Annotated in this window: 15 protein-coding genes and 3 tRNA genes; 10 read left to right on the forward strand and 8 right to left on the reverse strand. The window is 63.2% G+C overall.

What is annotated here, in order from left to right:
• Window positions 1-155 precede the first annotated feature (155 nt).
• The 5 genes from Q5H92_RS13175 (at window position 156) to Q5H92_RS13195 (ending at window position 6,598) form a co-directional block, all read left to right on the forward strand.
• A complete protein-coding gene (locus Q5H92_RS13175) occupies window positions 156-962 on the forward strand; it encodes a hypothetical protein (RefSeq protein ID WP_305011998.1) in 807 nt (268 codons plus the stop codon).
• Between the two features lie 120 nt (window positions 963-1,082).
• A complete protein-coding gene (locus Q5H92_RS13180; RefSeq protein WP_305011999.1) occupies window positions 1,083-2,246 on the forward strand; it encodes an aminoglycoside phosphotransferase family protein in 1,164 nt (387 codons plus the stop codon).
• Between the two features lie 50 nt (window positions 2,247-2,296).
• Complete coding sequence (locus Q5H92_RS13185; protein WP_305012000.1) at window positions 2,297-3,301, forward strand: T3SS effector HopA1 family protein; 1,005 nt, start codon at window positions 2,297-2,299, stop codon at window positions 3,299-3,301.
• Window positions 3,302-3,319: 18 nt separating this feature from the next.
• Complete coding sequence (locus tag Q5H92_RS13190) at window positions 3,320-4,618, forward strand: lanthionine synthetase LanC family protein (RefSeq protein ID WP_305012001.1); 1,299 nt, start codon at window positions 3,320-3,322, stop codon at window positions 4,616-4,618.
• Between the two features lie 276 nt (window positions 4,619-4,894).
• Window positions 4,895-6,598 carry a T9SS type A sorting domain-containing protein gene (locus Q5H92_RS13195; protein WP_305012002.1) on the forward strand — a complete coding sequence of 568 codons (1,704 nt, stop codon included), beginning with the start codon at window positions 4,895-4,897 and terminating at the stop codon, window positions 6,596-6,598.
• Window positions 6,599-6,604: 6 nt separating this feature from the next.
• Here Q5H92_RS13195 and Q5H92_RS13200 read toward each other — a convergent pair whose 3' ends face one another.
• Both Q5H92_RS13200 and hisS read right to left on the reverse strand, forming a co-directional pair.
• Window positions 6,605-7,750 carry a hypothetical protein gene (locus tag Q5H92_RS13200; RefSeq protein WP_305012003.1) on the reverse strand — a complete coding sequence of 382 codons (1,146 nt, stop codon included), beginning with the start codon at window positions 7,748-7,750 and terminating at the stop codon, window positions 6,605-6,607.
• Window positions 7,751-7,797: 47 nt separating this feature from the next.
• Window positions 7,798-9,231, reverse strand: coding sequence for a histidine--tRNA ligase (gene hisS / locus Q5H92_RS13205; protein ID WP_305012004.1), 1,434 nt, complete (start codon window positions 9,229-9,231; stop codon window positions 7,798-7,800).
• 219 nt (window positions 9,232-9,450) lie between these two features.
• On the opposite strand from hisS, the gene Q5H92_RS13210 reads away from it, so the two are divergent.
• Window positions 9,451-10,029, forward strand: a complete 579-nt coding sequence (locus Q5H92_RS13210; RefSeq protein ID WP_305012005.1) for a helix-turn-helix transcriptional regulator — start codon at window positions 9,451-9,453, stop codon at window positions 10,027-10,029.
• A 66-nt stretch (window positions 10,030-10,095) separates the two neighbouring features.
• Here the strand turns inward: Q5H92_RS13210 and Q5H92_RS13215 are convergent, their stop codons facing one another.
• The 6 genes from Q5H92_RS13215 to Q5H92_RS13240 all read right to left on the reverse strand — a co-directional run bounded on the left by Q5H92_RS13215 (window position 10,096) and on the right by Q5H92_RS13240 (window position 19,075).
• Entirely contained in the window at window positions 10,096-10,713 is a 618-nt protein-coding gene (locus tag Q5H92_RS13215) for a hypothetical protein (protein ID WP_305012006.1), read from the reverse strand.
• A gap of 251 nt (window positions 10,714-10,964) precedes the next feature.
• Entirely contained in the window at window positions 10,965-13,499 is a 2,535-nt protein-coding gene (locus tag Q5H92_RS13220; RefSeq protein WP_305012007.1) for a TonB dependent receptor, read from the reverse strand.
• Window positions 13,500-14,075: 576 nt separating this feature from the next.
• Entirely contained in the window at window positions 14,076-15,530 is a 1,455-nt protein-coding gene (locus Q5H92_RS13225) for a toxin-antitoxin system YwqK family antitoxin (protein ID WP_305012008.1), read from the reverse strand.
• A gap of 242 nt (window positions 15,531-15,772) precedes the next feature.
• Window positions 15,773-16,957, reverse strand: a complete 1,185-nt coding sequence (locus Q5H92_RS13230) for an acetyl-CoA C-acyltransferase (RefSeq protein WP_305012009.1) — start codon at window positions 16,955-16,957, stop codon at window positions 15,773-15,775.
• A 139-nt stretch (window positions 16,958-17,096) separates the two neighbouring features.
• The gene (locus Q5H92_RS13235) at window positions 17,097-18,113 is read right to left on the reverse strand and encodes a tetratricopeptide repeat protein (RefSeq protein WP_305012010.1); all 1,017 of its coding nucleotides are present in this window, start codon (window positions 18,111-18,113) and stop codon (window positions 17,097-17,099) included.
• Window positions 18,110-19,075 carry a VWA domain-containing protein gene (locus Q5H92_RS13240; protein ID WP_305012011.1) on the reverse strand — a complete coding sequence of 322 codons (966 nt, stop codon included), beginning with the start codon at window positions 19,073-19,075 and terminating at the stop codon, window positions 18,110-18,112. The genes Q5H92_RS13235 and Q5H92_RS13240 overlap by 4 nt, the downstream gene beginning before the upstream one ends.
• A 164-nt stretch (window positions 19,076-19,239) precedes the next feature.
• Here Q5H92_RS13240 and Q5H92_RS13245 point away from each other — a divergent pair.
• The 4 genes from Q5H92_RS13245 to Q5H92_RS13260 all read left to right on the forward strand — a co-directional run bounded on the left by Q5H92_RS13245 (window position 19,240) and on the right by Q5H92_RS13260 (window position 21,368).
• Window positions 19,240-19,327, forward strand: a tRNA-Ser gene (locus Q5H92_RS13245).
• An 80-nt stretch (window positions 19,328-19,407) separates the two neighbouring features.
• Window positions 19,408-19,481, forward strand: a tRNA-Pro gene (locus Q5H92_RS13250).
• A 22-nt stretch (window positions 19,482-19,503) separates the two neighbouring features.
• Window positions 19,504-19,577: transfer RNA gene (locus tag Q5H92_RS13255), tRNA-Arg, on the forward strand.
• A gap of 297 nt (window positions 19,578-19,874) precedes the next feature.
• Window positions 19,875-21,368 carry a T9SS type A sorting domain-containing protein gene (locus tag Q5H92_RS13260; protein WP_305012012.1) on the forward strand — a complete coding sequence of 498 codons (1,494 nt, stop codon included), beginning with the start codon at window positions 19,875-19,877 and terminating at the stop codon, window positions 21,366-21,368.
• The last annotated feature ends 182 nt before the right edge of the window (window positions 21,369-21,550 follow it).

Genomic DNA, 21,550 nt, shown 5'->3' on the forward strand with positions numbered 1-21,550 from the left:
GGTTTTTTGTCTTAAAAGTGAGCAGGATATGGGGGCTGGCCGGCGGAACATTGCACTGTCGAATCTGCGCTAGCTAGCCATCCGATTTCCGACGGGCGTGCGCCGAAAAGCCCTTCCAGAGTAGGCACCTTTCCCAACCATTTTTCAGTATTTTTATGGCAAATTCTTCCACTTCCAGCCAGTGCGGCGAGGTACTGGGCACGCTCGCCTGCACCTACAGCGAATCGTTCATCGCCGATGCCAAAGGCGGCTCCGGCAACCTGGCCGCTGACTCTGCCTCGGGCTGTAAAGACGTGCTCTGGACGGCCGGCTGTACCTTCAGCGAAGCCTTCGTGGCCGATGGCAAGTCCGGGGCCAGCGCCTCGAATGCCGGCGCGGCCGCTACCTGCGGCAACGTGATGTTCACGGCCGTGTGCACGTTTGGCGAAGCCATGGTGGCCGATGCCAAGGCCAAATTCGGCGCCTCGAACGCGAGTGCTTCGCTCGACTGCCACTACTACGTCTGGACGGCCGGCTGCACCTTCAGCGAAGCCACGGTGGCCGACGCCAAAGCCAAGTACAGCAGCTCGGCCGCCAAGTCGACCGCCGACTGCAAAGACGTGCTCTGGACGGCCGGCTGCACCTTCAGCGAAGCCCAGGTGGCCGACGCCATGAGCGGGGCCAGCGGGACCGTCGCCGCCGACTGCAAAACCGTTCTCTGGACCATTGGCTGCACCTTCAGCGAGACGGCTGTGGCCGATTCGCTGACGAAAGTTCAGTCTGGCGGTTCGGGCGCCAAAGCGGCTGCCGACTGCAAAACCGTGCTCTGGACCATCGGCTGCACCTTCAGCGAGGCCCAGGTGGCCGATGCCAAGCCCAGCGCTGCGAAGGCCAGCGCCGCCGCCAGCTGCGGCGACGTGATGTGGACGCTCGTGTGCACCTACGGCGAAGCCATGGTGGCCGACGGCAAGAACGGCAAATAAGGCCGGCCGCCGGTAAGCCGCCCGGGCTGCCCGGGCCTTCAACCATTAGCTGACTGCTGCTGCGGCGGGCCGATTCCTGATAATTGGCCCGTCGCAGCATGCTTTTTCTCCCCCTCGCCTATGCTTACCGTCGAAACGGCCGCCGCCCGGCTGCTGGCCCTGGGCCTGCTCACCCCCGAAGACCTGCTCACCGGCGACGTGGAAATTACCACCATCAACCGCCGCAACCGCAACCTGCGTATCACCCGTCGCACGGGGGCCAACTACCTCGTGAAGCAGGCCGCCGTGCCCACCGGCGAAGCGGCCCGCACGCTGCTCACCGAAGCCCGGCTGTACGCGTATTGCTTTCAGCCGGCGCGGGCCCGGCAGTTTGCGGCCTTCATGCCGGAGGTGGTGCGGGCCGCCCCCGACGAGAACATGCTCGTCATCCGGCTGTTTGAGGACGCGGTGCCGCTGTGGAAATACCATCAGCAGCGCGGCATTGCCCACTTTCCGCTAGCCACGGCCGCCGAAGTGGGCCGGCTGCTGCGCCGGTTTCACGAGCTGGGCCGGGCCGAAGCCAGCCGGGCCGACCCCGCGCTGGACTTCCTGCGCACCGAGCGGCCCTTCGTGTTCGACCTGCCCGAGCCGGCCGTGAAGATGATGAGCTACCTGACGCCCGGCGCCTACCACGTCATGCAGGAAGTGCAGGGCAATCCGGCGCTCGTGGCCGCCCTCCGCCAACTCAAGTCGGAATGGCAGCTCAACTCCCTGATTCACGGCGACATCAAAATGGATAATTTCCTGGTGCTCGACCCCGAAGCCGCGCACGAGGAAGGCTCCACCCAGGTGCGCCTCATCGACTGGGAAATGGCGCAGCTGGGCGACGTGGCCTGGGACGTGGCCGGCCTGTTTCAGGATTTTATCTTCTGGTGGGTGGCCTCCATGCCCCTCGACGACGAAGCCATTGCCAACCCGGCGGCCCGGGCCGCTTTTCCATTGGCGGCTATGCAGGCCGGGGTGCGGGCCTGCTGGCACGGCTACTGCCAGCACGACCCCGCCACGGAAGCCCTGCTGCCCAAAATCATCAACTACGCCGCCTGCCGCCTGCTTCAGAGTGCCTACGAGCTGTCCTGTCGGTACAATTACATCCCGCGCCCGGCCAAGTTTCTGCTGTGGATTGTCGGCAACCTGCTCCGCGAGCCGACGCGGGGCGCGCGGGAGCTGCTGGGCCTGACGCTGCCCCCGGAGCGCCACCCGGCGGCCCGCCCCGCCCCGGTCCCGGCCGAAGCCGCGCTGGCCTAAAGGCGCCCGCTTTGTCGGCGCTTGTTCACTGTTCTCATCTTTCCCGCCTTATGCTTCCGGAAATGCACCCCGATTTTTTGACGGTTATCGACGCTGTTCGTTTCGAAGCGCCCGACCACTACCGCTTCCGGGGCCAGCCGCGCAATGTGCACAACATCAGCGTGTCCATTGCGGGTATGCCCCCCAAGCCCCTCGACGCCCACTACACCAAAGTGGTGCAGGTGCTGGAAAGCGACATTTACGCGAACCTCTACAAAAACCAGCAGGCGCTGCCGCCCGCCGCGCCGCCCCCCACGCATGCCGATTTTATTCTGGCCGTTTCGGCCGCCAACAACGGCGGCGGGACCTGGGACGATAGTTGGGAATTCGTAGGCTTGGCCGCCGACCAGCGCGCTATCGTCACCAATAAGCAGCTCAACTTCTGGGTGCCGGCCGCCGACGTGCGGCCCCGCCCGGGCCAGCCGCTGCGCGCCGGCGAGCGGTGCCAGGTGCGCGTGGGCAAGGAAATCCGCAACCTTAACCCCCACTACTACATGGCCTACGGCGACGAGCCGATGAGCAAAGACCGCCAGGGCGTGCTGATGCGCTACTACTGGAGCCTGCTGCCCGCCGGGGTGGTGCCCTACATGGCCGGCATCACCACGCGGCTTAATGCGCAGGGCGTGCCCTTCCGCACCAAGGTGCTGGCCAAGCCGACCGAATACGGGGCGGCCGATGCCGGGGTGCTCTACGTGGAGAAGCAGCACCGCGCGGCGGCCGAAGCCGCCGTGCTGGCGGTGCACGAGGAGGTAGCCGCGCACCTGCTGCCTGGCGTGCCGCTGTTTACCCAGGCCCTGCGGCCGGGCCTGGCCTACGCCGAAGACCCCGCCGATGGCCTGAGCTTTGGCCTCTCGCGGGCGCGGCTGGTGGCGCAGGCCCTGGCCGCGTGCGCCACGCGCGGCCAGGACGCCACCGCCGACAAGCTGGCGGCCATTGCGGCCGCCTTCCGGGCAGCGGGTTTCGACCCCGACCACCCGTACTACCACGGCGGCGTCCCGGCCGCCTTCACCAGCTGATTTTAAACGATGCAACCCATGCCCACTACGCTGCCGGTTACCACAACCAGCCTGCTGGATGCCGCCTGCCGGGCCGGCGACTACTTGGCCGAAAACGCTTTCTGGAACGAGGCGCGCACCCAGTGCAACTGGCTGAGCTACCGAGAAGTCAGCGACCCGGAAATGGCCCCTTACGCTACCCGCATGGCCACCCTCAGTGCCGAGATATACAGCGGCAGCGCCGGGGTGGCCTTGTTTCTGGCGGAGCTGTTTGGCGTGAGTGGCCGGCCCGAATACCGCGAGCTGGCCCTGGCGGCCTGGAACCGCTCGGCCCATTACTTCCGGCATTTTCCGCCGCCGGTGCCGCCGGTGTCCTTCTACGCCGGCAACCTGGGCCTGGCTTACGTGGGCGGGCGCCTGCTCGCGCACTGCCCCGAGCTGCACGCCCAGCTTCAGCCCGAAATAGCCTGGCACCTGGCGCAGGTAAAGGAAAAATTTGCCGCGCCGCACGGCCTCGACGTGATAGGGGGCAATGCGGGGGCCATTGCGCCGCTGCTGGCCCTGGCCGCCCAGCCCGCCTACGCCTATTGCCGGGACCTGGCCCGGGCCTGCGGCGACGAGCTGGTGGCCGAGGCCGTGTGGGAGGGCGAAAAGTGCTGCTGGCCTTCCGAAAAAGCGCTGGCCATGCCCACCAAAACAGCCCCCATGACGGGCTTTTCGCACGGGGCAGCGGGCATGGCGCTGGCGCTGCTGGAACTATACCAGGCCACCGGCCAGCCCGAATACCTGCGCACGGCCCGCGGCGCTTTCGCATTCGAGGATGACCATTTCAGTCCGGCGGCCGGCAACTGGATTGACACGCGCAGCCCCCACCGCGTGGACAGTGGCGAGCCCCAGGGCACATTCCGCCACGCCTGGTGCCATGGGGCGCCGGGCAGCATGCTCGCCTACCTGCGGGCCAGCGCCCTCGACCCCGGGCGGGCCAACTACTACCTAAGCCGGGCGGACGCGGCGGCCCATACCACGCAAACCCACCTGCAGGAACTGGCCGTGCTGCCCCTCGACGATGCCACTCTGTGCCACGGCCTGTGCGGGCTGGCCGACGTGCTGCTGCTCTACGGCCAACTGCGGGGCGATGAAGCCGCCGTGCGGGCCGCCCTGGCCGCTACCGGACAGTTTGTGGCCCGCTACCCCAACCCGGCTCATTGGCCGTCGGGGCTCAGCACCCACGCGCCCTGCCCGTCGCTGCTGACGGGCAACGCGGGCATCGGCCTGCACTTGCTGCGCGCTCACACGCACGGGGCGGTGCCGTCGGTGCTGTTTCAGCTGCCGCACTGAGGCCACCGGATTCATCAACGCCACGGCCCGGGCTCAGTAGTTTGTTTTCTTACAAACCGCTGAGCCCGGGCCGTCGGCGTTAGGGCGACCGGCTGCTGCGGGCAGGCCAGACTAAATGCAGTAACGGTCGCATGCTGTCGCGCCATCCCAGAGTGGTCTGCCGCCAGCAAATCCTGGGTGGTGGTAATGTAGATAATATAGTAGCTATTATATTGTATTTGATTTCGTGCTCATTCTTCAAGCCATCATTCCTTATTCCTTTCCCTCTTTCTTCTTATGAAAACACGTTTACTACAACTGGCTGCCGGGTGGGCCCGGTGCTGCGGGCTGCTGTTGCTACTGGCCGGTTCGGCCCGCGCTCAGTTCTCTACCGTTCCCTCGCAAACGCAGTTTGTATGCAACGCCACTGGCAACCAGGTGGGCGTGCAGGCCTTTGCCGATGGCGCGGGTGGCTCCTACAGCGTCTGGATTGACAAGCGCAACGGCAACAACACCGGCCTGGGCACGGCCATCTACGCCCAGCACCTCAGTGCCGCCGGCGTGGCGCTGCTGCCTGCCAACGGCCTGCGCCTGTTCCAGACCGGCAGCCGCGAAATATTTGGCTTACGCGCCATTGCCTGGCGAAGCGGGATGCTGGTGGCCTGGGTGCAGGGCGCATTCGGGGTGGGCGGCGACACCGTGCGCTGCCAGTACTACAGCACCGCCGGCGTGCCGCAGTGGGCCACGCCCACGCTTATCGCCGCCCGCGTGCTGCCCGGCATCATCTACGAGAGCGAGCAGGGGCTCAACATCATTCCCACCAGCACCGGCGCCACCATCACCCACGCGCTGGCCCTGAACGGCGGCAGCGCCCGCTTCACCTTCAACCAAGTAAATACGGCCGGGGTACGCGCCTATCCAAACAACGACCGGCAAATCCAGGTGCTGCCGCAGAGCATCTTCGCCCTGGACTACTACCATACCGTAGGTGACGGGGCCGATGGCTTCTATATGGTGGCCAGCGCCGGCGGCTTTGGCCGGGAGATTTACGCCCAGCGCTTCAACGCGGCGGGCGTGGCGGCCTGGGCCAGCTACGCTATTGTTTCGGCCGGCGGGGCCTCGGGGCGCGGCTCCGACTGGCAACTGCTCACCGACCCGGCCAACAACCTGTACGTGGCCTGGACCTCGAACGGCGGCGACCCGCTGGTGGCCAAAGTGCTGCCCGGCGGCGCGCTGGGCTGGGCCAGCCCCGGCTACGTGGCCCTCAGCACCGACCCCGCCTACCAGACCAACCCCTACGCCCTCTGGCACGACAGCGCGCTCTGGATGATATGGGAAGACGCCCGCGGCGGCAGCGGCAGCTTCGATTACAAGTGCTATGCCCAGAAAATCGACGCCGCCGGCACCCTGGCCTGGGCCGCCAACGGCGTGCCGGTCTATGCCCTGTCGGCGGGCTACCCACGCCCCAAGCTGGCGCCCTCCGACAACGGGTCCGTGATGGCCTTTTACGCTACCGACACCAACGCCGCCAACTTCCGCGTCCAGAAGCTGCTGCCCACCGGCGCCTTGGCATTCACGGCACCCGGCGTCATCCTGCATTCTGTGGCCGATAACCGGCCGCATCTGCTCGACTACGTGCCCGTGGGCCAGCCTAACGGCTCGGTGCAGGTGTACTGGGCCTCGCCGGGGGCCGCGCCCACGGGGAGCGACATCTGCGTGGGCCGCATCCAGAGCTCGGGCACGCTGCTCAGTACCGAAAAAGCCGCCGAAGCACTTGGCTTCGCCGTGTATCCCAACCCCGCCACGAGCGGGTTGAAGCTGCAACTCCCGAACGGTGCGCGGCCCACCGGCTTGCGCCTGTACGACGCGCAGGGCCGGCTGGTGCGGGCGTTTGCCGACGGAGCTGCGTCGCTGCCGTTGCGCGGGCTGCCGGTGGGGCTGTATGTGCTGCGGGCCACCCTGGCCGGGCAGGAGGTGAGCCGGCGGGTGGCGGTGGAGTAGCGACCCCTACAAGCCCCGCGCCGCCAGCATGCGGGCCAGTGGGGTGCCGGGGCGCACCAGCGGGCGCAGTTCGCGGTAGGAGACATGCAGGGTTTGCGGACCACAGACTTGGGCTGCCCCGTAGGTAGCTTCCAGGCCGGTTGCGGTCAGGCACATGTCTATATCGGGCAACTCGGCCAGCGTTGGGTCGTCGTGGGTGATATAGGCCAGACACAAGTTCTCCTTGGCATCGGCTGGGAGCTGTTTGGCCAGCAGGCGGCGCAGGGGCAGTTCGTAGCTAGGCCGCAACTGGCTTTCCACCGCCAGAGGCCGGCCGCTGACGAGGTCGAAGAGAAAACTAGTCTGGTCGTCCTTGCGCCCGCCGTGGCCATCGGTTTGGCGCGACTCAAATGCGAGCCGGTAGCTAAACAGCCCAAAATCGTTGAGCAGCACCGACAGCCGATTGGTGGCGTCGCACAGGTCTTCCCTGGCTTCATTCATGAGTTGAATACGCGCCTGGGGACCGGGATTAAGCAGCGGACGTAGCCGGGGATGCACGCTGGTCGGAAACGGCAGCGTGAGGAAGTCCTGTAAAATGCTGCCGGCTGAGTCAGCAGAATAAAAGGAGGTGCGGACGCCGTACCGAACCGCCCCCACGTAGCTCTCGCGCAGGGCCACGGTGCGCTGCCGGTGGCCGTCGCGCCAACGGGCATTGAGCACGGCCGTGCCCGGCCGGCTTTGCAGGTGCCATTGGCCAATCACGTCGTAATCGGCCGCATCTACCGTGAGCACAATCGGCCCAGGCTTCTGGCGGATGCCCTCCAGCCGGTAGGCTGGCCCGGTTTGGTGCAGGTAGAAGCTGCCCATTATTGAGTCGGGGTGGTACCACTGCAACTCGGCCGTGGCGGGCTGGCCGCCGATGGTGCCCACGTAGCGGTGTACTTGCAGCACGCGCCGGGCTGGGCTATTTACCACCCGCCACACGGGCTCCACTGGTTCAGTGTCGGCCGGGTGGGCCGGGGCTGGAAGCTGCACCGTTTCAGCTGAAGCTTTTGCCGCTGCTGGTGCGGCGGGGCCGGCTTGCGCGGCAGCGGGCGGCGCGGGCGGCAGAGGTTCGGCATCGCCTGGATGCTCCTTGGGCCGTTCGGGCTGGCAGCCGGCCAAAGCAGCCACCAGAAGTAAGCCGCTGGCCCACCGCCAGCCCGCGCCGCGCCGTTTCATTACTCTGCCGTGAGGGCCGCCACCACTTCGCCCATGGGCAGCACGCGCTCCACGCCGGTTTGCATGATTTTGATTTTCACCACGCCGGCTGCCGCTTCCTCAGGGCCCATGATGATGACCAGCGGAATGCCCTTGGCATCGGCGTACTTGAACTGCTTTTGCAGCTTGCTGGCGTCGGGATACAGCTCACTGGGGATGCCGGCGGCGCGCAGTTCGGCCAGCAGGGGCAGGGCGGCCCGGCCGCTGGCCACGTCGAAATGGGTGATGAGGCAGCGCGTCGGCGTTTCGCCCGTCACGGTGAACAAATCCAGCGCCTCCAGGCAGTCGTACAGCCGGTCGACGCCAAACGAGAAGCCCACGCCCGACACGCCCGGCAGCCCGAAGGAGCCGGTGAGGTTGTCGTAGCGCCCGCCGCCGCTCACGCTGCCCATCTGCACGTTGTTGATTTTGACTTCGAAAATGCAGCCCGTGTAGTAGGAGAGGCCCCGCGCCAGGGTGGGGTCAAATTCCAGCCGGTCGAACTGCCGGAAACCGGAGGCCGTGAGCAGGTCGCGCACCTGGGCCAATTCGGTAAGGCCGCGGTAGTTGGCCAGCGGCTCGGGCGAGTCGGCTTCCACGTCGGCGGTGGTGGGGCGCACGCCGTCGGGCTCCACGCCGGCCGTCACGAAGCCCGCCAGCAGGCGCTGCAGCTTCTCCTCGTAGGTGCCTTCCACCGTCAGCAGGGCAAAGAGGGTTTCGATGGTCGGCTCCGAGAAGCCGCGTTCCAGCAGCTCCTTGCTCACGCCGTCGCGCCCGATTTTATCGAGCTTATCAATGGCCACGAACAAATCCGTCTCGCGGCCCTCGCCGCCCAGCGCCTGGTAAATGTTGCGCAGCACCCCGCGGTGATTGATTTTGATGGTGAAGTCGTGCAGGCCGAGGCCATCCAAAACCTGGGCCATCATGAGCACGATTTCGGCTTCGCAAAGCAGCGAGTCTGTGCCCACCACGTCGGCGTCGCACTGGTAAAACTCGCGGTAGCGGCCGCGCTGGGGGCGGTCGGCGCGCCACACGGGCTGCATCTGGTAGCGCTTGAAAGGGAAGGTGAGCGTGCCCCGGTTCATGGCCACGTAGCGGGCGAAGGGCACTGTGAGGTCGTAGCGCAGGCCTTTTTCGGCCACTTTGGGCAGCAGGGCTTTCGAGCCGGTGGCCAGGTCGTCGGCCGTCACGTCCTTGGCAAAATCGCCGGAGTTCAGCACTTTGAACAGCAGCTGGTCGCCCTCGTCGCCGTACTTGCCGGTGAGCACCGATAGGTTCTCCAGCGTCGGCGTTTCGAGCGGCGCAAAGCCAAACGACTCGAACGTGCGGCGGATGACGTTGAAAATGTGCTGGCGGCGCGCCACCTGCGCGGGGCCAAAGTCGCGGGTGCCCTTGGGAATACTCGGTTTTTGCATAACGCAGGCAAAGGTAGCCGCTGCGCTTAATGAGGAATGAAGAATGGCCCTGCATCGGCAGCGATGCATTGTCACATAAAAAAACAGAGGGGAAATTTTTGTGACACTTATTGTCACAAAATTAAAGAGTGGAAACAAAAAGGTGACAATCATTGTCACCTTTTTTGCAGAGCAAATAAAAATGTGACACGTTCTTTCCAGTCGTTTTCCTCCTTATCCATGCGCTACAGTGATTCTACCCTGCGGGCCGTCCGCAAGCATTTCGGACTTAGCCAGGCCGACCTGGCGGAGTACCTCGGCATCGACCGGAGCCTCCTCACGCACATTGAAGCGAACCGCCGGCCACTGCCGCTGGGGGCCACCTGGCGCTTGCTGCCCTTGCTGAGCGTGATGCCCCCGCCGCACGGCACCGCCCCGGCCGAGCTACCGCCCGACCCGGCCGAATCGACCGCCAAGGCCCTCAAAGAGCTGCAATGGCGGCTAAGGGTGTGCCGTGTCGAAGTCCTGAAGCTTGAACTGGCCCTCGACCAGCAGCTGCCGCGCCTCAAGGCTGCCCGGCACCGGCGGGTGTTGCCAGCGCGGCTGGCGGTGCTGCCCCCCCGCGCCCCGCTGCCCGGCCTGTCCAACGAGCCCACCATGCCCGACCTGGGCTGGGCCACCCGCATGGCCGAAAATGCGGTGGCCGATTTAGCTAAGTTCGGGGTGCCGGCCCGTGCGCTACTCGAGGCGCGTTTGGCGGGCCTGCGGGCGGAAATTGCCAGCCTGGAAGGCGCATTGGAGCCGCCGCAACCGCAGTAGTTTTCAAACCCGCCCCGCCGCCGGACGAACCGACGACGGGGCTTTCGCAGCTCCGTTCTAAATATCTTAGTGCAGAAACAGCCCGCCAAATGCCACTTTCACCAGCTTCAACACCTCACCCGCCTGCGTCGGATTCAGCGTCAAGCTGGTGATGGCACTGATGAAGCCCCCAATAATCCAGTTTTGCCAGTCTTTCTTGGTTAGCCCTTCGGCTTTCACGGCAGCGGTTTCAGTCAGTTCAATCAACTTTTGCTTGGCCGCTTCAGGCAAAGCCGATTGAGAGAAACTCAGTTGCAACAGCCGCAATTGGCCCTGCACTTCGGCCAGCTCGGTACGGGTGAACTTATCGTCGGATTGTTCGGTAGTGGAAGCGAAGAGTTGGGCGGTTTTAGCGGCTTCGGCCCAGAGGTCGGGGGCTGAATATTCCTTTTGAAACCAGTGTATCCAGTTTGAAAAAAACAAGTTTATTTCGTTCCAATTATCCAAGCCAGATAATGTAACTCTAGTATCCTGCTGAATAATTGGTCCCAGAAAATCAGGCGAAAAAGTTAAACGCAGATAGTGTTTCTCTTTAAAATCAGTTGGTTTCTTTTCAGAGTGCACATCAATTTGAAAATTAAACTTGCTGGGCAAATGAGTAATTACTATTTTATCGTTGTCCTCATTAAACCAGAAGTCAGACACTGATTGGTTACTAGATTCTAGGACGCGGTATAGTTTGTTCTTTTCAGATTTTGGGAACATTTTTGATTGGGTTTTTAGGAGGGTTCCAACTATGAATTAGCAGCAAAGGGGCAAATAACAAAATGTTCGAGTAGAAATTATTGTTTCTGGGTTGAACCACAAAACCCCGCCGCCGGACCAAACCGACGACGGGGCTGCTTGCAGAAAGAAGGAGAGAAAAGCGGGGTGGTATCAGGGGAAACTCAGACAACTCAGCCGCCGAAGCCGCCGCCGCCCTGGGGCGCGGCCTCGATGCGGCCCGGCTTGGCCTTGCTGGCGCCGATGTACCAGGTGAAGCCCAGCCAGCCCACGCGGGTTTCGTCCTTGCTGTAGCGGGTGCTGGCCAGCGCATCGGTGGCGATTTCGGTGCGGTAGGCGTTGGTGTTCAGCAGGTCGGAGATGCGCAGGGTGAGGGCGGCGCGGTCGGAGAAGAGGCGCTGGCGCAAGGCCAGGTCCAACTGGCCCCAGGCCAGCTGCCGGCCCTGGGCCGTGAGCGAGGCCGAGCGCACGTTGCCGCTCAGCTGCATTTCCAGGGTGGGGCGGAGGGTGAAATTGTTGGCGAGGCGGGCGGTGCCCACCAGGGCGGTGCGGTTGTTGGCGATGCCGTTGCCGGCAATCTGGGCGCGGTAGAGGCTGGTGCTGGCCGTCAGGCGCCACCACTTGGCCAGGGGCTGGTTGAGGCTCAGCTCGGCGCCGAGGTTGGTGGTGGTGCCGAGGTTGTCGTAGGTTTCGGCCGTCACCAGGCCGGCGTTGCCGGCGAGGCGGGTGGCGGTGGTGTCCACGAAGCGCAGGCGCTGGATGCTGTTGGTGGTGATGCGGGCAAACACGGTGCTCGTGATGGTGGCCTGGCCCACGGTCAGCTGGTGGCCCAGCTCGATGTTGTTGCTGAACTCGGCCTGCAGGCGCGGGTTGCCGAGGCGGTAGCTGCGCGGGTCTTGGTAGATGGCCAGCGGCAGCTGCTGCATGAAGTTGGGGCGGTTGAGGCGGCGGGCGTAGCTCAGCTGCAGGCGGTTCTGGCCGGGCTCCTTGCCAAAGTCGCGGCTGATGAGGGCCGAGGGGAAGAAGCTCAGGTAGTCTTGTTGCAGGTTACCGCGCTGGCTGATGCCCACGCCGCCCGCAATGCTACCGCTCAGGTAGGTGTATTCGGAGCGCAGGCCCACCTGGGCATTCCACTTCTGCCCAAAGGAGTGCTGGGCCGTGACGTAGGCAGCGGGCACCAACTGGTCAGAAGCGTAAGTAAGCGAGCGGGCGGGGTCGTTCACGAAGTCGTCGGGGCGGCTTTCGTTGGCCGCGAAGCCGAAGCTGTTGCTGCCGTGGTTGCCTTGGTGCTCCAGCTTGGCGCCCATTTCGAGGCGGCCTTTGCCGTCGGCCAGCGGGTGGGTGTAATCAATCTGTCCGTACTGGATGTTGGCCAGCAAATCGAGCTGTTGCCGGGTGCCGGGCTGCGGCACGCCCGCCGAGCCGGCCTCGGCGTACTGGCGCTGCACCACCGGCACGTTGGCGTCAATGACCACGCCGCCGAAGTTGGCCGTCAGCTCGCGGCCTTTGTGCGCCTCCCAGGTGCGGCGGTAGTTGCCGCCGAAGTTCAGCATTTTCACCTGCACGTCGAGGTCCTGGCGGCCGCGGGCGCGCTGCACCGGGCCGTTGTTGGTTTGCTGGGTCAGCTCCTGGCCTTCGCCTTCAATGTTGCGCTCGGTGCCGCCGCTCACGTTCAGGCCCAGCGTCTGGCTTTTAGGTAGTTCCAGCTCCACGCCGGCCCGCAGGTTGTGGTTGCGGTGAATTTCGTTGCCGACGCCGACCTGCGTGGTTTGCACCGTTTCGGTGCCCACCCGGGCCGTTTGCTCCGAGTGGCCTTTGCTGCCATAGGTCACGTCGCGGCCGTCGTAGCCGCCGCTCCAGGTGGCCTTGCCCACCTTGCGGCTCAGGCTGAGGTTGCCGCTGTACTTGTCGTTGGTGCCCAGGTTGATAGTAGCGGTGCCGTTGGTGCCGGAGCGGGTTTCTTTCTTCGTAATCAGGTTGATAACCCCGCCGCCACCGGCCGCGTCGTACTTAGCCGAGGGGTTAGTAATCACCTCCACCTGGGCAATGCGCGAAGCCGGAATCTGGTCGAGGCGCTGGCCGCCGCCGTTGCCGCCGTTGCTCACGCCCGCCGGCTTGCCGTCGATGAGGATGGTGACGTTCGAGGTGCCGCGCATGCTCACCGTGCCGTTCACGTCCACACTCACCGAAGGCACGTTTTGCAGGATGTTGGCCGCCGTGCCGCCCACGCTGGCCAGGTCTTTTTCCACGTTAATCACGCGCTTGCCCAACTCTTCTACCACGGCCGCTTTTTGGCCCGTCACCACTACTTCGTTCAGCTTGGTAGCCGTGGCCGCTGTCATTTTCATGCCCGCAAACTGCGCCGTTGGCGCGGCCTCCGTTAGCGTAAAGCGGCGGCGCACCACCTGGTAGTTCAGGTCCTGCACGCGCAGCAGGTAAGTGCCCAGCGGCAGCGCCGCGGCCTTAAAGGTGCCCTGCTCCGTGGTCTGGGCCGCGGCGACAAACGTGGAATCGGCGGCGCGCAGCAGCAGCACATCCGAAAAAGGTACGGCCTTGCCCGAGCCGGCTTCTACCAGGCTGCCGCTCACAGCGCCGGGGCCGCCGGTTTGCGCAGCAGCGGCGAGTGGCAGCGCCAGCCCGGCAACAGTCAGGCCGAGCAAGGCACGGCCCACGCGGAAAATCGAAGCGGAGGTGATAAAAGTTTTCATGGTGCAGAAAAGAGGATTGGGAAGGCGAGAGGACTGCTCAGGTCGGGCAGCGGCCGCGGTTCCGCTGCGGGAGGAAGAATAGCCGTCGCCCGTTTTTCCCAGTGGATGGGAGGTTGTTGGGTAGTAGCGGGCCGTCTTTGGTACACGCTAAAGGCAGCTACTTGGTGTTGTATGGAACAAATGTAAGACAGGTACTTTGTAACGCAAGGTACTGTTTCAAATATTTTGCCTTAAGCATAGCTTTTGTTGTCATTACCCATTGATTAACAGAAAGAAAAATTTGTGGCCTGTAGCGGCTTTGATTCTTTTGAAGCAGTATAGTGGCTGAGTGTAGCGCTCGGTCAATAGATGCAGGCCTCACGATGGCGGTTGCCCGGTGCCTCAATTTTTTCTTTTGAGCACAAAAAAAGCCCTGACCGTTGGGTCAGGGCTTAAGGCTTTCGGTTCAAAGGGTGAACGTCATGCAGAGCGCAGCGAAGCAACTCGCTCGAATCATTGCAGGAGCCTGATTACTACCCCACGCGAGTTGCTTCGCTGCGCTCGGCATGACGTTCTACAACGCTGACCAACTCACAGCTACCGCCGTTTCACTGGTGCCTTGGGTTTCGGCTTGGCCTTGGGCTGGTGCACAGGGTCGGTCACCGCCTGGCCGTTGCGGTAGGTCACGGTGCGGTCCACAGAGGTGCCGTCTTCCTTGTAGTAGGTCCACACGCCGCTTTGCTTGCTGTTGCGATATAGCCCGTTCACGGCCAGCGTGCCGTCCTCGCGGTATTCCTTGAAGGGACCCTGAATCATGCTGCGCACGTAGGTGGTTTCCTTGCGCACCTTGCCCGACGGAAAATATTCCTGCCCCACGCCGGCCATGAAACCACCCAGGAACGGCTGCCGGCTCTGCACCGCGCCGTTCTCAAAGTAGGTGAGGCGCTCGCCCTGCAGTTTGCCCTGCGGGCCGTAGGTTTCCACCTTGCGCGGGGTCTTGCCGTCGGGGTAAAATTCGCGCCAGGTGCCGGCCGGACGGGTGCTTTTGTACTGCTCTTCGGCCTGTTTCACCTGCCCGGCCACGTCGTGGTAGCGCGTGATTTTGCGGTCTTTGCCGCCGTTGCTATAGTCAGTTTCCTCGCGCAGGTGGCCGTTTTCGAAGTATTCGAGGCCGTGGCCGGTGAGAACACCGTTCTTATAGGTGAGCTTGGTTTTGATTTGGCCGCTCTCGAAGTAGCTGGTGGCCGGCCCGTCAAGGTTGGCCGTGCCGCTCACCGGGGCGGCGCGCTTGGTCAGGTCGTCGCCCAGCTGGTTCTTCACCGCGCGCTGCACCAGCAACGCGGGCACGTAGGTGCTCTCCGTCTGCAGTTTGCCGCTTTGGTAGTAGCTGCGGTAGCGGCCGCGGCCGTTCTTGTCGGCTAGCACCTCCACCTCAATCTGGCTGTTGGGGTAATACGTTTTGTAGGGCCCCGACAGCAGTCCTTTTGTGAAGCTGCCTTCGCTCTGCACCACGCCGTTGGGGTAGTAGAATTTCACCGCGCCATTCGGCTGGCCCTCCACGTAGGTGATTTCGGCCTGGGTCTTGCCGTCGGGGTACAGCGACTTAAGCGGCCCATTCGGCTGGCCTTTGGTGAGCGTGGTGCGCAGCTTCACCGAGCCGTCGGGGTGGTAGTAGGTAATTTCGCCATTCGGCACATCGTTTTCAAAGAAGCCAGCCTGGGCCACTTTGCCATCGTCGTAGTAGGTCTTGAAGGGGCCTTCGCGAATGCCGTCTCTGTAAGTAGCCTCCAGCCGCCGCGTGCCAGTAGGGTGAAATTCCACGTAAGCCGAGTCGCGCTTGCCCTGGTTGAAGCTGGTCTGTTGCTCCATCTTCCCATTGCGATAAAACCGCTTGTAAGTGCCCTGCGGCACGGTATCAGCCGCCACTAGGGCCGTATAAACTTCGCGTTTGTTGGTCTTGAGCGAGTCGTAATAAGAAATAAAACGCTTCAGCCGCTGCCCGTGAGAGGGCAGGGCTAGCAGCAAAAAGAAAAAAGGAACCAAGTATTTCATAGGCGCAAGAACGCAGGAAATGCTATTTCCGTGCAGTGTAAGGGTGGCGCTTAAAATTCGGGCCAAAAAAAGCCCCACCGAATTAACCGATGGAGCTTTTTGATAATCACAGAACAATAACAGAACGTCATGCTGAGCGCAGCCGAAGCATCTCGCGTGTGGTAGTAACCCAATCGTAAGGAATTACTATTGCACGCGAGATGCTTCGACTGCGCTCAGCATGACGTTCCAGCAACAGCAAACTACAACGCCTCTACCACAATGGCGCTGGCGCCGCCGCCGCCGTTGCAAATGCCCGTCACGCCGATTTTGCCGCCCTCGTTCTTGAGCACGTTCATCAGCGTGGTCACGATGCGCGCGCCGGAGGCGCCCAGCGGGTGGCCCAGGCTCACGGCCCCGCCGTACTTGTTCACCTTGTCGCCTTCGAGGTTCAGCAGCTTGTTATTGGCCAGGCTCACCACCGAGAATGCTTCATTGATTTCGTAAAAATCAACATCGGCGGCCGTCTTGCCAGCGTTTTTTAGCGCCTTCGGAATGGCCAGCGCGGGCGACGTGGTGAACCACTCAGGCGCCTGCTCGGCATCGGCGAAGCCCAGGATGCGGCCAATGGGCGTTAGGCCCAGCGCGTCGGCTTTCTCGCGGCTCATCAGCAGTACGGCGGCGGCACCGTCGTTCAGCGTGGAGGCGTTGGCGGCAGTTACGGTGCCGTTTTCTTTGATGAAGGCAGGCTTAAGGCCGGGCACTTTGGCGAAATCCACCTTCAGGTATTCCTCGTCGTCTTCGATAACGGTGGTTTTGCCGCGGCTCTCGATGGTCACGGGCACAATTTCATCTTTCTTCTTGCCAGCCTTGGCGGCCGCCGCGCTCCGGGTGTAGCTCTCGATGGCAAAAGCGTCCTGCTGCTCGCGGGTGATGCCCATTTCCTTAGCCGTGTTCTCGGCCGCGTTGCCCATGGCGTAGTCGTGATAGGGGTCCCACAGGCCGTCGCGCACGAGGCCGTCAATCATCTGCCCGTGCCCGTACTTGGCCCCGAAACGGGCCTTGTCGAGGTAGTAGGGCACGTTGCTCATGCTCTCCATGCCGCCGGCCAGAATTACGTCGGCCTGCCCCAGCATAATGGCCTGGGCGGCAAACATGATGGCCTTCGAGCCCGAAGCACACACTTTATTAACGGTCGTGCATTCCACCGTGTCGGGCAGACCGGCTTTCTTGGCGGCCTGGCGGGCGGGCGCCTGGCCCAGGTTGGCCGAAATCACGTTGCCCATAATTACCTGCTCGACTTCCAAAGGCGCAACGCCGGCCTTTTCCAGGGCTCCTTTCAGCGCAATCGCGCCCAGCTCCGTGGCCGACAACGACGCCAGCGCCCCGCCAAACGACCCAATGGGCGTGCGGACAGCGGAAATAATGACAACTTCTTTGGTTTGCATACCGATGTTAAATGAAGTGGGGTGGGAGGTTGAATCTGGCCGCAAAAGTACGGATTTACCGGCCCCGAACACGTAGTCAGACTAACAGGCGTTAGCCAGATTAGGTTGCCAGGCCAGCCGGCTGGTTATCAGTCGGAAATTACCAGGTGGGCTTATTAGGGTCCGGTTTCTGCGCGGCCGGGCGGGCCAGCTGCTGCAGGTACTGCTGCTCCTGGGCCCGCAGGGTTTCCAGCAGCTGGCGCGCCTGAGCGGGGCTGAGGTTCATGGCCTGCAGGCGCTCGCGCTGGGTTTGGAGCTGCACATCGGCCGACGTGGCGGCCTCGGTTCCGGGCCGGTTGCTGCGGGCGTTGGGAGTAGGAGAGGAAGCGCCGGCGCTGCGGTCGAGGCCGCGCTGCTGGCCCGGTTCCTCACCCGTGGGTATCGGCTGCCGGTTACCATTGCCCAGCGTACGCCCGCCTGCAGCTGTGCTTCCCGGGGCAGCGCTGGGCTGGCGTGGGTTGGGCTGGCCGGCGGCATCAGGCCGGGCTGCGGGTGGGCCGGTGGGCAGTGCGGGGCTGGGCTTTTGGTCGTTCACCTCGCCTTTGCGGTCGGTGCCGGCTTTCTCGGCGGGCTGGTTCTGAGCAGTTCCGGTTTTTTCCGGCGACGTCTTTTCGTCTTCCGGTTTCTTTTCCTTGGAAGGCCCGGGTGGCGTTGGCATTTGAGGGGCGTTGGGCCGCTTGGCCAGGTACTCGCTCAATACTTCATAGTCGAAGCGCGCGCCGGCGTTGCGCGGGTCCAGCAGCAAAGCCTGCCGCAGCAGCCCAACCGCCTGCGCCAACTGGCCTCGCTGGGCCGCCTGCACGGCCAGCTGCTGCCGCGCCACGCTGCTCAGCGCCGCCGGGCTGCCCGTGAGCAGGCGCTCGTAGGTGGCGTGGGCAGGCGCCAGCAGGCCCGCCCGGGTTTGCGCGTGGGCCAGGTTCAGCAGCAAGCGGGGGTCGGGCGTGCGGCGAGATTTTGCCGCCAATGCATTCTCAAAAGCATACACGGCCACGGCGGCGTCGCCCTTGCGGTAGGCCGCCGTGCCCGCCGCCACTGCCACATTACGGTCGCGCACGCTCGTGAGCAGCCGCAGGCCAGGCCCACTTAGGAGTAATATGGCTAGGCCCAGGTACTTCACAGCTTGATGGTAGTTATGGTGAGGGCAACATCTAGGGCCAGCAGCAGCAGCGCCGCCGCCAGGGAGTAGCGGTAGCGGTTGTCGGCCACGGCCACGGTGCGCACCTGCTCGGCCAGGCCGGGCATGTTGCGCAATAAGCGCAGCAGCGGGTCAAACCCGTTTTGCTGGTCGTTCAGCTCCACGTACTGCCCGCCGGTTTGGGCCGAAAGCTGCAGCAGGGCCGCTTCCCGCAGGCGCGTTTCCACCACTTGGCCCCGGCCGTCGCGCACAAAACCACCGCCCGGTTTGGGGATGCGCGCGCCTTTGGCCGTGCCCACGCCCACCGTATAGATGCGGGCGCCGGTGCGCCCCAGTTCCCGCAGCACCGGCTCCAGGTTCTCGCCAAAGTCTTCGCCGTCGCTCACCAGCACCAAGGCCGTGGCCCGCGGCGTGGCCGCTGTGGTGCTCAGTCGCTTCAGCACCAGTTCTAGCGGCTCCCGCAGGGTGGTGGGGCCGGGCGGCAGCAGGCTGGTGCGCAACGTGCGAATGAATACCTGCACCGCCGCCTGGTCGTACGTGAGCGGGCATTGCACCGTGGCTTCGGCCCCAAATACCACCAGCCCCAGCCGGTCGGCCGGAAACTGCGCCACCAGTTCTTCCAGCTCGGCCTGAGCTCGCAGCAAACGCGAGGGTGTCACGTCGGGCGCGTCCATCGAGCGCGACACGTCCACCAGCAGCCACACGTCTTTGCCCGCCGTGCGCACCGGGCGCTGGCTCACGCCCAGAGACGGGCCCATGGCCGCCACCAGCAGGGCCACCCCAGCGGCCATGCGCAGCGCCAGCTTCCAGCCGCGGCGCCGGGCGCGGCTGCCCAGCGCCCGGCCCGCACGCCCCACCCGGGCCCAATGCCGGGCCAGCAGCAGCAGCGCCAGCCCCAGTGCAATGCCCACGGCGATAAAATCAGGATAGGCCCAGGTCAGCAAAAGCAGGAGGTAAAGGTCAGAAAAGCAGCGCCGCCCCAAAGCAACAACACGAAACAGCAACAGTGGCAAGCAGGCCTCAAAGATAATTTTTTTCGTTTGACGTATGGTCAATTCAGTTCGGCTAGTATATTTGCACCCGCTTCGGACGGAAGCGAAACCAGCCTGGAGAAGTGGGTGAGTGGCTGAAACCAGTAGTTTGCTAAACTGCCGTAGCTCTAAAGGTTACCGGGGGTTCGAATCCCCCCTTCTCCACTAATAATGTTGGGTTGCGAAAGCATCCCGTTGGGGCTCCACCCAGTAGGACGTTTTCTAAGCCCAACATTATTTTTTTTCGGGGTGTAGCGTAGCCCGGTATCGCGCCTGCTTTGGGAGCAGGAGGTCGTAGGTTCGAATCCTGCCACCCCGACTTATTTTCCCGCCCCGTTTTCGACCCCGTAGCTCAGCTGGATAGAGCAACTACCTTCTAAGTAGTCGGTCTTTGGTTCGAATCCAAACGGGGCCACTGTTCAAGCCCTTTCCTGGTTTCAGGAAAGGGCTTTTGCATATTCAGGGATTTGCCAAGGCAACTGGCACAAACTGTTACTGGATAATAGCAAGATTTTTTATTTGGGTTTGGGTTTAACAACCAAAGAGGCAGAACCTGAGGGTGGGCACCAACGTTTTTATTATGACAAAAACCGGCCATCGTCCGTATCTTGGGCCCCAAACGCGGCTAGTGACACCCAACCAGCGGCGGATTTTGGTAGTCAATTTTTAATACACCCCTCTTCTTTCAGCCACCCCAAACACATTTTCAATCATGAATAAATGCTTACTTTTCCTGGGTTTGCTCGGTGCTGCGGGCAGCGCTCAGGCCCAACAGGGCCCCTGGGCGCTGGTAAACACCACCAACCAAGCGTCTTTCTCCCCGGGCTATGATGTAGTGCACGTTAGCACGGTGTCGGCCAACGTGGCATGGGCCGTGGCCCAGGACGCGACCAACAGCAAAGCCAACTACTTTTTCAATACCAACAACGCCGCTGGCACCGAATTTTATTTCGACGCCATCTCGGCCACCGGTGGCAACACCGCTTACGAAACGGCTAACATCTCCGCCATCTCAGGCACCACGGCGGTAGCGGCCAAATACGGCGCCCAAGGCGGCGGCGACATCCTGCGCACCACCAACGGCGGCCTGAGCTGGACCAAAACCACCAACACCACCACACAGTTCGTGGCCGCCAACGGCGGTTTCCTCGACTTCGTGCACATGTTCGATGCTAACGAAGGCGTGGCCGTGGGTGACCCCACCAACGGTTATTTTGAAATTCTGCGCACCACCAACGGCGGTGTGACCTGGACGCGCATTCCGCAAACCAGCGTGCTGACGCCTTTCGCCGGCGAAGCGGCCTTGGTTCGCTCGTATTTCGCGCTGGGCAACACCATTTGGTTTGGCGGTGCTTCGGGCGGCGCCAACGAGCAGGAGTACATCTACAAATCGGTTGACCGCGGTGTGAGCTGGACCAAGAGCGCCCTGACGCCGCTCACCGAAACCATCAGCAAGATTGCCTTCAAAGACCCCCTGAACGGCATTGCCTACAACGTGAAGGTGACGGGCACGGCCGTGTCGGCCGTGAACCTCATTCGCACCAATGACGGTGGTGGCACTTGGTCGACCATCACGCCGGCTGCGGCCACTGCTGGCGCTGCCGGTGACTTCTTCCGCTACGACATCGATGCCGTAAACGGTTATTACTACAGCGTAGGCGTTCGTTTCCCCATTTCCACGGTTGTACCTGGCACGGGCGGGCAGAACTACGGTAGCTCCTACAGCACCGATGGCATCAACTGGAGAAACATCAGCACGATGCAGGCTCCTCTGACCAACCAGAAGGTGTTCTCGGCCCTCGACTTGGTTTCCAACGGCCAGGCAGCACCCGCTGGCACGGGCGCGGTTGGCTACATTGGCTCGATTACCGACTCCTTGGGCGTAGGCGGCATGTACAAGGGCACTTATACTCCTCCTCTCGGCTCGGCCACGCGCGATGCTGCTCTGCAAAGCACGCTGAGCGTGTACCCCAACCCCGGCGCGGCCGGCGTGTTCAACGTGAACGTGGGCACGGCCATGAAGTCCGGTGCGCTAATCACCGTGGTTGACGCCATGGGCCGTGTGGTGAAGTCGCAGACGCTGAACGCGACGACGGTGGGCTCGAAGAACTTCACCGTGGACCTGACCGGCGAAAAATCCGGCGTGTACACCGTGCAGCTGCGCGGCGAAGCTGGCATTGCTACCCAGAAACTGGTTATCAACTAGCCACTGATTTCAGGCTTGCTGAAAAAGGCCTTTCCTAAGCGGGAAAGGCCTTTTTTTGTGCGTGTTGGAGCGCGCTTCCGGCAGCTGTTTTGGCAGCGGTGGAAATGAAAAAATCCGAGGATTAAAACCGCGAAAATTCCTGAAAATGGGATTAAATATGTACTTTTGAGTGTTCAGTACCT

Origin of the sequence: Hymenobacter mellowenesis (assembly GCF_030581005.1) — a bacterium.
Taxonomy (GTDB): Bacteria; Bacteroidota; Bacteroidia; order Cytophagales; family Hymenobacteraceae; genus Hymenobacter; species Hymenobacter mellowenesis.